The organism is Flavobacterium niveum (assembly GCF_055231775.1).
In genome coordinates this window covers 244,799-259,495 of record NZ_JBUYSX010000003.1, presented here as the reverse complement: position 1 = coordinate 259,495, position 14,697 = coordinate 244,799, and the positions used below count along the sequence as shown (strand labels likewise).

Below are 14,697 nucleotides of genomic sequence, written 5' to 3'. Positions count from 1 at the left end.
AAAATGAAAATGAAAAGTCTTTTTAAAGGATATAAAATTCTTTGTGCAGCTGCAATAGTAGGGCTAGCTGTTTCCTGCACCGACGAGTTTACAAACCGTCCGTCTGAAGATGCCATAAGCCTTGATGCTTATTATTCTAACAATGCCCAGGTAGAATCTGCAACAAATGGTATGTACTGCCGTACATGGTTCCAGTTTGCCAACAAGTTTTTCTATGCTGTGGCCGAAGTAGGCTCGGGTAACATGTATACGGCATCGGCAGACGTAGCCGGTATGCGTACCTTCAGCCTTAACGGATCTGACCCGGAATTGTTAAACGGCTGGTCATCGCTATGGGCTAATGTGGCACAGGCCAACAACATTATTAACTTCCTTCCTGCCAGGGTAGGCCCGGAAGTGAGTGAGCAGGTGCTTAACAATACTGTAGGCGAGGCATACTTTATGCGTGCCACGGCATACTTTTACCTGGTAAGGCTTTGGGGTGCGGTGCCTATCATAGAAAACAACCTGGACTATGTAACCACCCCACAAATAAACACTAACAGGCCAGAGGACGTTTACACGCTTATTGAAAAAGATTACCTTAAAGCCATAGAACTGCTAAACGAAAAGGTAAGGACTTCTACCTATACAGATAATGCCCGTGTGAGCAAAGGTTCGGCACGTTCGTTCCTTGCCAAGGTGTACCTGTACCAACACAGGTATGCCGAGTCTAAAGCTATGGCCGAAACGGTAATAAACAGCGGTGAATTTAAGTTGGTTGGTGGTAGTGAACTGCCTAACAAATCGTTCCACGACCTGTTTACTTTCCCTAACAATAATAACGAAGAATCTATATTCGCTATACAATGGGTGGTAGACGGTAACTACGGTTCGGCAAACAATGCCAACACACAATTTGGTATCAGCACCGGTACGCTTACTACATCAAATGCCAGCTACGGCGGCGTGTTTGGCCCATCTATGGATGCTCTTAATATATGGGATCCGTTTGACGTAAGGAGGAAACAAACCATAATGATGCCGGGCGACCAGTACAACGATATACTGGTACGCGTTAACCCGGGTACAGGATGGACAACCCAAATGGGCTTTACCGTACCTTCAGCCGACCAGATTGGTGGCCAGGGTACCGGCGCAGCCATTAAAAAATACGTAATAGGTATTGTAAACGGCGGCGAAACAGGCGACCTTGACGGATGGAACATGTTTGAAAACAATACTTACCTGATGCGCTATGCGGAAGTACTGCTTATCCATGCCGAAGCTACCCTTGCAGGTGGCAGCAGCACCAGCGATGCCGGGGCACTGGCTTCGTTTAATGCAGTACATGAAAGAGCCGGGCTTGAGCCCGTAACCAGCCTTACGTTTGATGATGTTTTCCAGGAGCGCCGCAAAGAGCTGATGTTTGAAGGTGATTATTGGTTTGACCTGTGCAGGCTGCCACGCGCCCAGGCCACGGCTATTATAGCTGCACAAAACAGGGGTAACCAGTGGACTGCCGAGTACTACACTCCGCAGGAAAGTGATTTCTACCTGAAATACCCGGACAACGAGGTTTCTAAAAACCCTAAACTGCTTGATGCACCGGTACCTTATAACTTTGAATAACAGTATAAAATTGTATTGAAATGAAAACTAATAAATTTAAATTCCTGTTCGGCTTACTGGCACTGTTTGCCACTACGCTGTTCATTTCGTGCGACGACGATAACAGTTCGGGCGGGTCTCCGGTTATAGAAAGCGTAAGCCTTGCCCAAAACGATTCGCTTGTAGAATACGGTTTTGCAGACAACATGTATATTATAAGGGGTAAGGGCTTTACCGGCACCCAGAAAATTTACTTTAACGAAACCGACACTTATTTCAACGTCAACTTTGTTACAGACCAGGTTATCCTTGTTACCATAGACCGCAGCACACCGTATGAAAATGCTTCGAGTGAGCTTAAGGTGGTAACAAAAACCGGCGAGGCTATCTACCACTTCCCGGTATTACCTCCGGCACCAAGTATACAAAGCTTTAACCCGGTTAATGTTGCAGAAGGCGAACAGTTTACCATTTACGGCACCTATTTCCTGGACCCTACAGTAACCGTGGGCGGCATAGAGGCACAGGTAGTTTCTAATACGCTTACGCAAATTGTAGCCATAATGCCTGCCGGGGCTACTAATAAGTATGTAACGGTTTCTACCACATCGGGTGAAGACGAGTGGGATACTACTGCCGTAGGTACCGCTATCTATGACGATGTGTATTACAATTCATGGAACTTTGAAGACTGGAACAACCAGGTGTACGTAACAGATCAAACCAAAGCCTACCAGGGTACTACCTTTTTTAAGAAAGACATAGAAGGCTGGGGCAACATCCAGGGCAACTGGGGCTGGCAGGAAGGTATGAATAACTATACCGGTATCCACTTTGCCGTACGTTCGGACGATGTGGGTAAACTGGTTTGGATATTTAACGGAAGCGGCTGGGGCGATGCCACCCACGCTATTATAACCGGCACAGAGTGGACTGATGTACGGATCACCTGGGCACAAATGGGCGGTGTACCTGCAGCAATGCAAAACATATCGTTCCAGGAGTTTAGCGGTGCCACACACACGTATTACTTTGACAACTTTGGTTTTACAGTTGATTAACATATTTTATAGGGTAGGCTGAAACATTACCCTCTGCATTCCCCGGAGGTTTTTTCCGGGGAATGTTTTTATGTGGCAAACATTCGTACCTTGTGCATGTTAACCAAAACCTCATTTTACCATGACAACCTACACACCGTCTGCCACGCGCTATAACGACATGCAGTACCGCCGCTGCGGAAAAAGCGGCCTGAAACTGTCAACACTGTCGCTGGGCCTTTGGCACAACTTCGGCCACGTAAACGACTACGACAATAGCCGCCGTATACTGCACACAGCCTTTGACAACGGTATTACCCATTTTGACCTTGCCAATAACTACGGCCCGCCTCCGGGTTCGGCTGAAGAGAATTTTGGCAAAATATTGCACAGCGACTTTGCCAGTTATCGCGATGAGCTTATTATTTCTACCAAAGCGGGCTATACCATGTGGGACGGCCCTTATGGCGACTGGGGCAGCAAAAAATACCTGGTATCTAGCCTGGACCAGAGCCTGAAGCGCATGAAGCTGGATTATGTGGACATCTTTTACCACCACCGTATGGACCCTGATACGCCACTGGAAGAAACTATGGGCGCACTGGATTTAATTGTAAGGCAGGGAAAAGCACTCTACGCAGGTATAAGCAACTATAACGCACAGCAGGCGCAAAAGGCCATTAACATACTGAAACAACTGGGTACACCCTGCGTAATCCACCAGCCAAAATACAGCATGTTTGTACGCGACCCTGAATTTGGCTTGCTTGATGTGCTGGGCAATAACGGAGTGGGCTGTATACCCTTCTCGCCTTTGGCACAAGGGCTGCTTACCGACAAGTACCTGAACGGCATACCGGCCGACAGCCGAGTAGCCACAAGCGGGCAATTTCTTAACGAAAGCCACATTACGCCCGAAAGGATAGAAAAAATTAAAAAGCTGAACGAAATAGCACAGCAACGCGGGCAAAAGCTGGCACACATGGCGCTGTCATGGATATTAAAAGATGAAAGGGTTACATCGGTACTTATAGGTGCAAGCAGGCCGGAACAGGTTACTGATTCGCTGCAATGCCTTAAAAACATCCACTTTACACAAGAGGAATTATATGCCATAAACGACATATTGAAATAACACACAAAACAAACTCAAATATGAAGCAATGGATTACTGCACTTTTTGCGGCCTCTATTAGCCTTACGGCTATGGCACAGGGCAACAACTACGTGCAGGATTATACAAAATACGAGGGCCTGGCCCTTACCCCGCCCATGGGCTGGAACAGCTGGAACAAATTTGCCTGCAATGTAGACGAAAACATGATAAAGCAAATGGCCGATGCTATGGTAAGCAGCGGCATGCGCGATGCAGGATATACCTACATTAACATAGACGACTGCTGGCACGGCGACCGCGATGCACAAGGTTTTATACATCCTGATGCGAAACGTTTCCCGTCGGGGATGAAAGCGCTGGCCGACTATGTACACAGCAAAGGGCTTAAACTGGGTATTTACAGCGATGCAGGCAGCCAAACCTGTGGCGGAAGGCCGGGCAGCCGTGGCTATGAGTTCCAGGATGCGCAGCAGTATGCCGCCTGGGGTATCGATTACCTTAAATACGACTGGTGCAACACCGAAGGCCTTAAAGCCGAGGGTGCTTACAAAACCATAGCCGCTGCCCTTAAAAAAGCAGGCCGCCCTATTGTACTGAGCATTTGCGAATGGGGTAATGACAAGCCCTGGGAATGGGGCCCTGCTGTAGGACACCTGTGGCGCTCTACCGGGGATATTTACAATTGTTTCGACTGCGTAAAAGACCACGGTACCTGGAAAGCCTGGGGTGTAATGCAAATACTGGACAAGCAGGAAGGCCTGCGCAAGTACGCCGGGCCGGGCCACTGGAACGACCCCGATATGCTGGAAGTAGGCAACGGTGCACTTACGGTAAACGAAGACCGTGCACACTTTACCATGTGGGCTATGTTGGCTGCTCCGCTTATTGCGGGTAACGACCTGCGCAGCATGAGCAAGGAAACTACCGAGGTGCTTACCAACAAAAATGTTATTGCCGTTAGCCAGGACAAGCTGGGTATAGAAGGTTTTAAGGTATCGGCTAAGGACGAGCTTGAAATCTGGGCGAAACCGCTACAGGGTGGCGACTGGGCCGTTGTGTTCCTTAACCGTGGCACTACTGCACAAAAAGTGGAATTTGACTGGCTGAAGAATGAAATTAAAGACGACATCTTCAACCTGCAAACAGGCTTTGCCACGAATATCTATACCCTAAAAAACCTTTGGGATAAAAAAGATAAAGGTTCTGCCACTACCAAAAAAGCCTTTAAGGCCGAAGTGCCTGCTCACGATGTGGTAGCACTGCGCCTTACCCTTACCAAAAAGAAATAACCATGCTGAAGCACTTTAAAATATCTGCCGCTGCACTGCTGTTTTCACTGGCCTGTTTTGCACAGGTTAAGGAACACGGACAGCTGAGTGTAAAGGGTACCCAACTGGTAGACCAAAACGGCAAGCACGTTATGCTGCGTGGCATGAGCTACGGCTGGAGCAGCTTTTGGCCAAGGTTTTACAACGCAAAAACCGTGAACTGGCTGAAGGACGACTGGAACGTAAACATAGTACGTGCTGCCATAGGCGTGGAAATAGGCAGCGAGGGCAAAACCTATAAGGAAAACCCTGCTTTTGCCAAGAAATGCGTAACTGATGTGGTAGATGGTGCCATTAAAAGCGACATCTATGTAATCATCGACTGGCACAGCCACAACGTTAATTTGGAGGAAGCCAAAGCGTTTTTTGACGAAATGAGCAAAAAGTACTGCAAGTATCCTAATGTTATTTACGAGGTATTCAACGAGCCGGACGAGGAAACCTGGCCTCAGGTAAAGGCATATTCTGAAGAGGTGATTAAAGTTATCCGCAAGAACGACCCTGACAACATCATATTGGTAGGCTGCCCGCACTGGGACCAGGACATTAATCTGCCTGCCGCCGACCCTATAAAAGGGTATACCAACCTGATGTACACAGTACATTTTTACGCAGCTACACACAAACAGTACCTGCGCGACCGTACTGACGAAGCCATTAAAGCGGGATTACCTGTATTCATTTCAGAATGTGCAGGGATGGAAGCTACCGGCGACGGCCCGCTTGACCTTGCCGAATGGCAAAAATGGATCGACTGGATGGAAGCCCGTGGCCTGAGTTGGGTTACATGGTCGGTATCCGATAAGGATGAAACCTGCAGTGTGCTCTACCCTACTGCCTCATCTGACGGCAAGTGGAAAGACAGCGACCTGAAGGAAAGCGGAAAACGCACCCGCGAATACCTTCGCAAACTAAACGGAAAACCATAAGTTAAGTTTTTATACACAGTTGAGTTAGTAGTTAGACTAAGCCGCCCTGATAGGGCGGTTTTCTTTTTTACAGAAAATATCAGGTACATTTTTTATTAAGAAAATTATCCTGTAACCAACCTTTTCCTTAAGAAGTACATCTTAATACTATATCCTTACATTTATAAACACATGAAATCTTCCATATTTAAAATACTAATATTACTCTCAATAATTATAAGCTCTTGTAGTACCGAAAAACAAACAGGTAATAATATTAGTTTTAAAAGTATGATTGATACCATACGAAAGAACAATTATCGCAAAGATACTATTCATCTTCCGGTACTTTTCGAGAATAAAGACTTTTCAATAATGCTTAGTGATTCACCTGTACATTTTAACCTAAAAAAAATAAAGGTAAATAATCCTTTTGGAGGCACCTACCCTTTATCATATTCAGTTATATATAATGACCGCTTAATAACGCTTTTTGACAAAGGCTTTATTTGCCTTTCTCTCGACAACTTTAAGCGCGACACTAAGCTTGAAAAATTACTCAACACAAAAGACTTTCAGTATCATTGGATATCAGAAGATAAATTAGTTGCCAAATCAGGAGAAAAGAGCTATTATCTTAATTCAGAAAATGTTTGGCAAGAATACAGACAAGATGTTCCATTCCAAAACACCAGAAAATTATTTGAAGATAAAACCTATATTTCTTTTTGTGATTGTTTTGGTGAATGGGGAGGCACAATTTATTTCTACAATAGAGAAACAAAAAAAATTCATTTTACAGAGGCTACGTGTGCTAACACAATGTACAAGAAAAATAGAACCTATTATGTACTATCAAATTTGGGGCATATGCATGGAAATACTGAGCTAAAAGGAATAACGGACATAGAAAAGTTACCTATAATATCATTAACAGAAGTAGGTAAAAGAGTAGATGGAGAAGCTTTAGGTTATAAAGATAAATCAAAGACAGCACAACAAATTTTTGATTTTTACGACATACAATTCTTTTCTTCATTTACAATTTCCGACAGGACATTATATCTTGCTCGTTGGAGGGAAATAACATTTTTAGCAGAGGTACAAGGCACTACCATTAATGTTGTCAACCCATTATTTAATACTGATATCTACACCCATCGACCATTAACAACCGAATACGGTGAAACTAAACTTATAAATTTGGATTTCTACGGAATAGCTGAAAGAAGTGAAGTTGGATGTATTATAATAAAAAATGGTCTGTTGACAATGCTTAATTGGAATGACTCAGATCAATAATTATTAAACACTTAGTTTTTAAAACTGTGTCGCTTTAATACAGCCTTTTTGCAGATGAGCCAATGCACCCCAAGGCAGTTCAGAAAAATGAACAGAAACCGGTAATTAATTAAAATAAACTGTTGATTTACAAAAAATTACCATTACAACCACTAATCCAAATAAAAAGCCTAACTTTGCAGGCTAATTTTAAAGCCGCAACATAGCGGCATTACACTGAATGAAGTTTGAAGATTTAAATTTAATAAGCCAGTTGCAGCAGGCGCTTGCCGATGAAGGCTATGAAGCCCCTACCCCGATACAGCAACAGGCCATACCTATAATAATAGACGGCAAAGACCTTGTGGGCTGTGCGCAGACCGGTACCGGAAAAACCGCTGCTTTTGCCATACCCATTATAAACAACCTGCATCCTATTGTAGGGGCAGCCAAAAAGGTAAAATACATACGCGCACTGGTAGTAACCCCTACCCGTGAGCTGGCACTGCAAATAGCCACCAACTTTGACGCTTACGCGAAGTATACCAACATACGTACGCTGACCATCTTTGGCGGGGTGAACCAAAACCCACAAGTGGACCAGCTTAAAAGCGGTATCGACATACTGGTAGCCACTCCGGGCCGCCTGCTTGACCTGCACAAGCAGGGATTCATCAACCTGGACCACCTGCACCACCTGGTGCTGGATGAAGCCGACCAGATGCTGGATATGGGCTTTATAAACGATGTAAAAAAGATTATAAAGCTTACCCCTGAAAACAGGCAGACACTATTGTTTTCGGCTACTATGCCATTGCCAATACGTGAGCTTGCTGACAGTTTCCTTACCAAGCCTGAGTATGTATCGGTAACGCCGATATCGTCTACCGCCGAGAAGGTAAAACAACAAGTTTATCTTGTGGGCAAGGAAGATAAGCGAAAGCTGCTGTACCACCTGATACGTAATGAAAACCTGAACAACGTACTTATCTTTACCCGTACCAAGCACGGTGCCGATAACGTGGTTAAGGCACTGAAAAAGCACGGCGTGGAAAGCGGTGCCATACATGGCGATAAATCGCAGGGTGCACGTCAGCGTGTGCTTGATGCATTCAAGAATAAGGAAATCCCGGCACTTGTGGCTACAGATATTGCCGCGCGCGGTATAGATATAGAAAGCCTGCCGTATGTAATAAACTTTGACCTGCCAAACATACCCGAAACCTACGTACACCGTATAGGCCGTACCGGACGCGCGGGCAACAGCGGCCTTGCCATATCCTTCTGCGGGCGCGATGAGCTGCCTTACCTTAAGGATATAGAAAAGCTTATAGGCCAGAAGATAAAGGTTATAGACGGGCACCCTTACCCTTACGGCGAGGAAATCAAACCTGAAGGCGCCAAACCCGATTTCAGGAATAAGAAAAAGGCTCCTAACAATAATAAGCCTACCGGTGGCTCCGTTAGTAATAACAACAGCGGTGGACGTACAGGAAAATCAAAGCCGGGCAACTCGAACACAAATTCAAATTCGAGGAAATCGGCAGAATCGAAAAAAAATAAGAAACGCTGGTACTAACCGGCGTTTTTATTTTACAGGAATGTGTATTTTAGCCGCGTAAAACAGCACTATCAGCATGAGACAACTTGCGTTTATATTCTTTTTTATTTCAGGCGTTGCCTTTGCCCAAAATACCCCCTCTAAAGCAGCAGCAAGCGAATGGGATGTACTGGACAAAGCTTTTTTAAGCCTTATTGAAGCCCTGACCAAAGGTGACCAGGCCAAATTTACAGGCGTGGCCCTGTCTAAAATAGAATGTGCCGAATGCGCCGAAGCAGGCGATTATAACCCAAATAATTTCTTTGTACCTTCCGGTGAATATTTTACGATAATAAAACAAAACTTTACCCAATCGGCCTTGTATAAAGCATTGGCCAAACGCGGTTACGGCTTCAGCTCTGCCGTTATGAAAAACATGAAGGTGGCTGGCCAAAAAACCGTTGCCGAAACAAAGGTATATGATGTGTGGGTAGATACGTACCTGCCGGGCGAGCTTTCTAAAGGGCATCCGGGTATGCGACAGGCTTTCCGTTTTGTTAAGGTAAACGGCAAGTTTAAATTTTACGGGATTATCAATCCTTAAATTAAAGGATTATCTTAAAGTAACTATATTCTTCAAGTGCCAATATATTTGTATATTTGGGTATAACCGAAATATCAAAACCATGAGCATCAGTTACCACTACGCTACAGTAGCGAAAGCCATAGACGAACTTCGGGCTAAGGGCTTTGAAGAAGATTTTAACCTGGAAGACAACTACCTTACCAGCCGTGCAGGCCGACTTGGCGACGCAGAATTTGACATAGAACATATTTATTTCTACGAGGGTGAAAGTAACCCTGATGATGAGGCTACAGTATACGGCATAGCATCTACCACTGGTCATAAGGGTGTACTGGTTACCGGTAATGATGTGCTTACTAACAATGCAGATAGCAGCATCATTAAAAAGCTGTTATCCCACCACAATAAATAATTGTCTGATTGAGGGTATTCTTCAACTTTTACGTAACGGTAAACCTCTTTGGCGTTATTGCTGCACTTATCGTTTCTGCAGTATCGGGGTTTAAATATTTCCCGCCAATATTTTGTACGTTCGGCACCCTTACCGGGCTGCTGTGTTATGGTTTTTATTTTAAGCACCAGTATTATTTCTATTATAATCTGGGGTATACCAGGAAAAAACTGGCATTGCATACTTTTATTATAAATACCGTCGTTGCTGTATTGTTGCTGCTATTAGCAACGTTATTTTAAATGGAAAAACTGGTTATATCGGGCTTGTGTAAATCTTTTGGCAAAAAAGAAATTTTAAGTAACGTAAGCCTTGAGCTGAAATCTAAAGGAATCACAGGCATACTGGGGCGAAACGGCTGCGGAAAATCTACCCTGCTAAAAATACTTTTCGGTACCGAAAAGGCAGATACTATCAGCATTACGTATAACGGAAGGCTTATTAAGCAACAGGATATTATCCCACAGCAAATTATCAGTTACCTGCCGCAGCATCCTTTTCTGCCCGCACACCTCAAAACACGCGACATTATCCCCCTGTACCATGACGATGGTGAAATACAGGACCGTATTTTTTATTCGTACAACATGCACCGCCTGGCAAATACACCTGCCGGTAAGCTATCAATGGGCGAACTGCGTTATTTAGAACTGCTGCTCGTGGCCTACCTGCCCCACCCTTTTATGTTGCTTGATGAGCCTTTCAGTATGGTAGAACCACTTTATAAAGAAAAGATAAAAGAGCTGCTAATCGAACTCTCTAAAAGCAAAGGCATTGTGTTAACTGATCATTATTATACCGATGTTTTAGAAATAAGCACGTACAACCTTTTACTGAAAAATGGTAACTTTATCCCTGTCCTGAACGAACAAGAACTAAAACAAAACGGGTACCTGCCCGGATAAACAAAACCATGAAAAAAATATTATTGGGGCTGTGCCTTACTGCGGCATGCCTTACCGCTGCTGCGCAAAATACTGCCAGGGTAATGACCTATAACCTGAGGCTTGATACTGCCAGCGACGGTGAAAACCGCTGGGATAACCGCAAAAACCTGCTGGCAAACCAAATACGTTTCTATGAACCCGACTTTATGGGGGTACAGGAAGCCCTGCCTCAGCAAATGCATTACCTGGACAGTACCCTTGTAGCCTATGATTTTATAGGTGTGGGCCGTGATGACGGTAAAGAGAAAGGTGAGTTTTCGGCAATATTTTATAACAAATCAAAATATAAGGTGGTGCAGCAAAGTACCTTCTGGCTATCACAAACACCGGATAAACCGGGGTTGGGCTGGGATGCCGTGTGCAACCGTGTGTGTACTTACGGGCTGTTTGAAAACCTGAAGACCAAACAGAAAGTATGGGTGTTCAATACGCATTTTGACCATATAGGGAAAGTAGCCCGTATGGAAAGCTCTAAGATGATACTGGCAAAAATAAAAGAACTAAACAAGCAAAACCTGCCGTTTGTGCTTACGGGCGACTTTAACCTTACCGAAGATAACGAAAGCATACAGCGTATTGTATCTGAAATTAACGACAGTAAAAAAGTAGCCAAACTGGTATATGGCCCTGACGGAACATGGAATGCGTTTGATTTCAGCAAGTCGGTTACTGATCGTATCGATTATATTTTTGTACCAAAAAAAGGCGTAACAGTAAATAAGTATGCTGTACTGAGCGACAATAAAAACGGGCGCTACCTTAGCGACCACTTAGCCGTGCTAACCGACCTTACCTTTGAAAAATAACAAAATGGAACAAACACTAAACAGCCTGATTACAGATAAAGGCTTCGAACAATATAGTACAGAACTGGCAGCACGTTGTGAAGCCGAAGGGATTGATTATTCTTACCAGTATAATTCACCAGGAGATACGCTGACAGTATGGATGAACTTCGGCAACATACCGGCTACTGTTGAAATAACCACCGAAGGTTTGGCAACTTTCAATTACTTTAAGGGTGGGCTTAAGAAAACGGAAAAGTTCAGGAATTTTACCGCAGAGGATTTCCATATACTTACAGACCACGCTTTCCTGTACCTGCGCGACCGCAATTTTGACCATCATAACGAATGGCATAGTAAGCTGGAAACGGTTTAAAAAATATTCTTCCATTTCGACTGAAGTGAAGCGAAATGGAGAAATCTCTTTTTTGGCTGAGATTTCTCGACTCCACTGCGTTTCGCTCGAAATGGAAGTTATTTATTTCACTACAAGGCTCGTGGCCTTGGGGATTTCAATAATACTGTACGGGGCCGATAGCGCCATGGTAGCCATACCCCCCGAAGGCGATGTTTTGCTGGTACTTACCGTAGCCACACCATCTTTTATGTGTACGCCGGTAACGGTAATACTATAACCGCCGGTACGTTTCTGTCCCATAAACACAGCTACGATGCTGTGTTTTGCAAAGTCAACTTGCGGGATTTCTTCAAGGTTCAGTTCGCTGTACAGCACCTTCAGTTCTTCTGTCGAATTAACAAGTATGCCTGTTTCAGTATCAAGGCCACCGTAGGTTTCCTGTTTTACCACAGTATAATCGGCATGCACCTTCTCCTCTTTTTGTGCCGAGCAGCCGGAGATAAGGGCTGCCATAGCCAATGCAAAAATTAATTTTTTCATACAAATTGCTGTTTTAGTGCCCTGCGATAAATGTTCTCGTACATGGGCATGATTTTCTGGATGTCAAACTCGCGGGCATTCTCCATAGCATTGCGCTTAAAGGTAGCCAGCCTGTTATCATCAGACAAAATGTATACCGCTTTTTCGGCCATGTACTCCACATCGCCCACATTGCCCAGGTAACCCGATATACCTTCGCGGTTCACCTCAGGCAGGCCACCGGCATTGGTAGAAATTACAGGCACGCCCAGCGCCATGGCTTCCAGTGCTGCAAGCCCGAAGCTCTCGGTTTGCGACGGTAATAGGAACAGGTCGGTAAAGCACAGTATCTCATTGATTTCATTACTGTTACCAAAGAATACTACCTTATCACTGATACCCAGCTGTTCGGCCAGTTTTTCGGCAGGCTCACGCTCAGGGCCATCGCCTACCATCATTAGTTTAACAGGGATTTTTTTCTGTATCTCGTTGAATATTTTTATTACATCGGGTATGCGTTTCACCTCACGGAAGTTACTAATGTGGGTTACTATACGCTGGCCGTCGGCGGCAATGGCATTGCGCTTGCACGGCAATCCGTCTTTTTTCTCCTTAACTTCAATAAAATTCGGTATCACAAAGATTTCCCTTTTTATATCAAAAAGCCTGTAGGTATCATCCTTTAGGTTTTGCGAAACCGAAGTCACCACATCGCTGTGGTTTATACTGAAGCTAACAGCAGGCTTATAAAAAGGGTGATTGCCCACAAGGGTAATATCGGTACCGTGCAGTGTGGTAACCATCGGGATGCGTATGCCCTGCTCCTTCAGCATTTTCTTAGCCATATAACCCGCATAAGCGTGCGGAATGGCGTAGTGTACGTGCATCAGCTCTATGCCGTGCAGCTTTACCATGTCTACCAACTTGCTGCTCAGTGCCAGTTCGTAAGGCTGGTAATGGAACAGCGGGTATTCCGGTACGTGTACTTCGTGGTAGTGGATGTTAGGGTTCATTAGTGCCAGGCGCACCGGCTGGCGGTAAGTTATAAAGTGTATCTCGTGCCCACGGCGTGCCAGTTCCAGGCCAAGTTCTGTGGCCACAACACCGCTTCCGCCAAAGGTGGGATAACATACTATTGCGATTTTCATAAATTTCGAATAAAATACCCTACGAAATTAGCGAAAAAAAACGGCATAAAGCCGTTTCCTTATATTAATTGATTTCTATACGTCTATTTAGATTTGCTTTTGCCCAGCATTTCTTCGTATTTGGCTATCCATTGCTCCGGTGTCATTTTGCTAACCAGTTCTGCCACAAGCTCAAACGGAATGTTTTCAGGCTTTTTAAAGCGTATACAGCTTTTGCCCATATCCAGCTTGGTTTTACTGTGCTTAGGGTATTCGCCTACAAACCAGTCGTACAGCGCAGCATCAGAATATATGCCCATGTGGTACAGCGCTATAAAATTCTTTTGCGATGCAATGCTAAGGAACGGCAGCGGTTGCTTCGGGTCGCAATGATACCCGTTAGGGTATGTACTGTGCGGCACAGACCAGCCCAGCATACCGTAGCCCATACCGGCCTTAAAACCTTTAGGTAACTTGGTTTCTATAATTTCATAGAGCCTTTGCATGGCAGCCTTACGGTCTTCCGGAAGCGATTCAAGGTATTCCTGCGGTGTAGCGGCAGTAGAGGTCATAGCGTTAGCTTTAAAATTCGGGCAAAGTTACAAATATCTTTCTTTAAAGATTTTTATGTGGTGGTTTTGGTGCCCTATGATAAGGAAACCAAGCGCCCGAGCCGATACCGTATAACCACTGGCCGTACCGGTATGCAGTAACTCCTCCTCCCGGAATGACTTAAACATAAAAATGGTAGACTGGCGTACCATAGACAGTTCGGTAAGCAATTCCTGCAGGTGGCGCCTGTCGGCCTGAGCCGAAACAGCGTAGTCGTTTTCTTCAAAACCGGGTAACGGGGTCTTGTCGCCACGGGCAATACGAAGCGCACGGTATGCAAAAATACGCTCACTGTCTATAACATGCTGAATGATGTCTTTTATGGTCCATTTACCCTCTGCATAGCGGTAATCATATTTATCCATAGGGATATCGCGTACAAAATGGATAAAATTATGCAGGCTTACCTCCAGTTCTTCGGCAAGGCTCCATTCGTCGCTTACCAGCTTTATGTAGCTTTCCTGGTACGGGGCATATTCGCCCGGCTGAATATCGGTTATTTTCATTC

General features: G+C 44.8%; 16 protein-coding genes. 12 read left to right on the top strand and 4 right to left on the bottom strand.

Translation table 11 applies throughout. From position 1 onward, the window contains the following. The first annotated feature begins 3 nt into the window (after window positions 1-3). The 12 genes from ACZIX4_RS09495 (at window position 4) to ACZIX4_RS09440 (ending at window position 11,949) form a co-directional block, all read left to right on the top strand. A complete protein-coding gene (locus ACZIX4_RS09495; RefSeq protein ID WP_463335393.1) occupies window positions 4-1,611 on the top strand; it encodes a RagB/SusD family nutrient uptake outer membrane protein in 1,608 nt (535 codons plus the stop codon). A 20-nt stretch (window positions 1,612-1,631) separates the two neighbouring features. Beyond that, a complete protein-coding gene (locus tag ACZIX4_RS09490; protein ID WP_463335392.1) occupies window positions 1,632-2,651 on the top strand; it encodes an IPT/TIG domain-containing protein in 1,020 nt (339 codons plus the stop codon). A 121-nt stretch (window positions 2,652-2,772) separates the two neighbouring features. Continuing rightward, window positions 2,773-3,765 carry an L-glyceraldehyde 3-phosphate reductase gene (gene mgrA / locus ACZIX4_RS09485; protein ID WP_463335391.1) on the top strand — a complete coding sequence of 331 codons (993 nt, stop codon included), beginning with the start codon at window positions 2,773-2,775 and terminating at the stop codon, window positions 3,763-3,765. Window positions 3,766-3,785: 20 nt separating this feature from the next. Further along, on the top strand, window positions 3,786-5,036 hold the full coding sequence (locus ACZIX4_RS09480) for a glycoside hydrolase family 27 protein (RefSeq protein WP_463335390.1): 1,251 nt from the start codon (window positions 3,786-3,788) through the stop codon (window positions 5,034-5,036). A gap of 2 nt (window positions 5,037-5,038) precedes the next feature. After that, window positions 5,039-6,004 (top strand): glycoside hydrolase family 5 protein, encoded by a 966-nt coding sequence (locus tag ACZIX4_RS09475; RefSeq protein WP_463335389.1) that lies wholly within the window; start codon window positions 5,039-5,041, stop codon window positions 6,002-6,004. 171 nt (window positions 6,005-6,175) lie between these two features. After that, window positions 6,176-7,285: a hypothetical protein gene (locus tag ACZIX4_RS09470; protein WP_463335388.1), complete on the top strand. Its 1,110-nt coding sequence runs from the start codon at window positions 6,176-6,178 to the stop codon at window positions 7,283-7,285. Window positions 7,286-7,505: 220 nt separating this feature from the next. Further along, on the top strand, window positions 7,506-8,843 hold the full coding sequence (locus tag ACZIX4_RS09465; RefSeq protein ID WP_463335387.1) for a DEAD/DEAH box helicase: 1,338 nt from the start codon (window positions 7,506-7,508) through the stop codon (window positions 8,841-8,843). A gap of 58 nt (window positions 8,844-8,901) precedes the next feature. Next, entirely contained in the window at window positions 8,902-9,408 is a 507-nt protein-coding gene (locus tag ACZIX4_RS09460; protein ID WP_463335386.1) for a hypothetical protein, read from the top strand. A gap of 82 nt (window positions 9,409-9,490) precedes the next feature. Next, window positions 9,491-9,802 (top strand): hypothetical protein, encoded by a 312-nt coding sequence (locus ACZIX4_RS09455; protein ID WP_463335385.1) that lies wholly within the window; start codon window positions 9,491-9,493, stop codon window positions 9,800-9,802. A gap of 281 nt (window positions 9,803-10,083) precedes the next feature. Next, on the top strand, window positions 10,084-10,746 hold the full coding sequence (locus ACZIX4_RS09450; protein WP_463335384.1) for an ATP-binding cassette domain-containing protein: 663 nt from the start codon (window positions 10,084-10,086) through the stop codon (window positions 10,744-10,746). 8 nt (window positions 10,747-10,754) lie between these two features. Continuing rightward, window positions 10,755-11,594 carry an endonuclease/exonuclease/phosphatase family protein gene (locus ACZIX4_RS09445; protein ID WP_463335383.1) on the top strand — a complete coding sequence of 280 codons (840 nt, stop codon included), beginning with the start codon at window positions 10,755-10,757 and terminating at the stop codon, window positions 11,592-11,594. Window positions 11,595-11,598: 4 nt separating this feature from the next. Then, on the top strand, window positions 11,599-11,949 hold the full coding sequence (locus tag ACZIX4_RS09440; protein WP_463335382.1) for a hypothetical protein: 351 nt from the start codon (window positions 11,599-11,601) through the stop codon (window positions 11,947-11,949). A 102-nt stretch (window positions 11,950-12,051) separates the two neighbouring features. Here the strand turns inward: ACZIX4_RS09440 and ACZIX4_RS09435 are convergent, their stop codons facing one another. From ACZIX4_RS09435 to ACZIX4_RS09420, 4 genes are all read right to left on the bottom strand, one after another. After that, the gene (locus ACZIX4_RS09435) at window positions 12,052-12,471 is read right to left on the bottom strand and encodes a protease complex subunit PrcB family protein (protein ID WP_463335381.1); all 420 of its coding nucleotides are present in this window, start codon (window positions 12,469-12,471) and stop codon (window positions 12,052-12,054) included. Beyond that, window positions 12,468-13,598 carry an N-acetyl-alpha-D-glucosaminyl L-malate synthase BshA gene (bshA, locus tag ACZIX4_RS09430; RefSeq protein ID WP_463335380.1) on the bottom strand — a complete coding sequence of 377 codons (1,131 nt, stop codon included), beginning with the start codon at window positions 13,596-13,598 and terminating at the stop codon, window positions 12,468-12,470. Before bshA ends, ACZIX4_RS09435 begins: the two co-directional genes overlap by 4 nt. 83 nt (window positions 13,599-13,681) lie before the next feature. After that, window positions 13,682-14,149, bottom strand: a complete 468-nt coding sequence (locus ACZIX4_RS09425; RefSeq protein WP_463335379.1) for a DUF1801 domain-containing protein — start codon at window positions 14,147-14,149, stop codon at window positions 13,682-13,684. A 27-nt stretch (window positions 14,150-14,176) separates the two neighbouring features. Further along, complete coding sequence (locus ACZIX4_RS09420) at window positions 14,177-14,695, bottom strand: DinB family protein (RefSeq protein ID WP_463335378.1); 519 nt, start codon at window positions 14,693-14,695, stop codon at window positions 14,177-14,179. Window positions 14,696-14,697: the final 2 nt, after the last annotated feature.

Coding starts and splice junctions, on each gene's coding strand:
- ACZIX4_RS09440 (WP_463335382.1), top strand. CDS start 11,599: ATGGAACAAACACTAAACAGCCTGATTACAGATAAAGGCTTCGAACAA.
- ACZIX4_RS09480 (WP_463335390.1), top strand. CDS start 3,786: ATGAAGCAATGGATTACTGCACTTTTTGCGGCCTCTATTAGCCTTACG.
- ACZIX4_RS09420 (WP_463335378.1), bottom strand. CDS start 14,695: ATGAAAATAACCGATATTCAGCCGGGCGAATATGCCCCGTACCAGGAA.
- ACZIX4_RS09460 (WP_463335386.1), top strand. CDS start 8,902: ATGAGACAACTTGCGTTTATATTCTTTTTTATTTCAGGCGTTGCCTTT.
- ACZIX4_RS09425 (WP_463335379.1), bottom strand. CDS start 14,149: ATGACCTCTACTGCCGCTACACCGCAGGAATACCTTGAATCGCTTCCG.
- ACZIX4_RS09445 (WP_463335383.1), top strand. CDS start 10,755: ATGAAAAAAATATTATTGGGGCTGTGCCTTACTGCGGCATGCCTTACC.
- ACZIX4_RS09450 (WP_463335384.1), top strand. CDS start 10,084: ATGGAAAAACTGGTTATATCGGGCTTGTGTAAATCTTTTGGCAAAAAA.
- ACZIX4_RS09435 (WP_463335381.1), bottom strand. CDS start 12,471: ATGAAAAAATTAATTTTTGCATTGGCTATGGCAGCCCTTATCTCCGGC.
- ACZIX4_RS09465 (WP_463335387.1), top strand. CDS start 7,506: ATGAAGTTTGAAGATTTAAATTTAATAAGCCAGTTGCAGCAGGCGCTT.
- ACZIX4_RS09470 (WP_463335388.1), top strand. CDS start 6,176: ATGAAATCTTCCATATTTAAAATACTAATATTACTCTCAATAATTATA.
- bshA (WP_463335380.1), bottom strand. CDS start 13,598: ATGAAAATCGCAATAGTATGTTATCCCACCTTTGGCGGAAGCGGTGTT.
- ACZIX4_RS09490 (WP_463335392.1), top strand. CDS start 1,632: ATGAAAACTAATAAATTTAAATTCCTGTTCGGCTTACTGGCACTGTTT.
- ACZIX4_RS09455 (WP_463335385.1), top strand. CDS start 9,491: ATGAGCATCAGTTACCACTACGCTACAGTAGCGAAAGCCATAGACGAA.
- ACZIX4_RS09475 (WP_463335389.1), top strand. CDS start 5,039: ATGCTGAAGCACTTTAAAATATCTGCCGCTGCACTGCTGTTTTCACTG.
- mgrA (WP_463335391.1), top strand. CDS start 2,773: ATGACAACCTACACACCGTCTGCCACGCGCTATAACGACATGCAGTAC.
- ACZIX4_RS09495 (WP_463335393.1), top strand. CDS start 4: ATGAAAATGAAAAGTCTTTTTAAAGGATATAAAATTCTTTGTGCAGCT.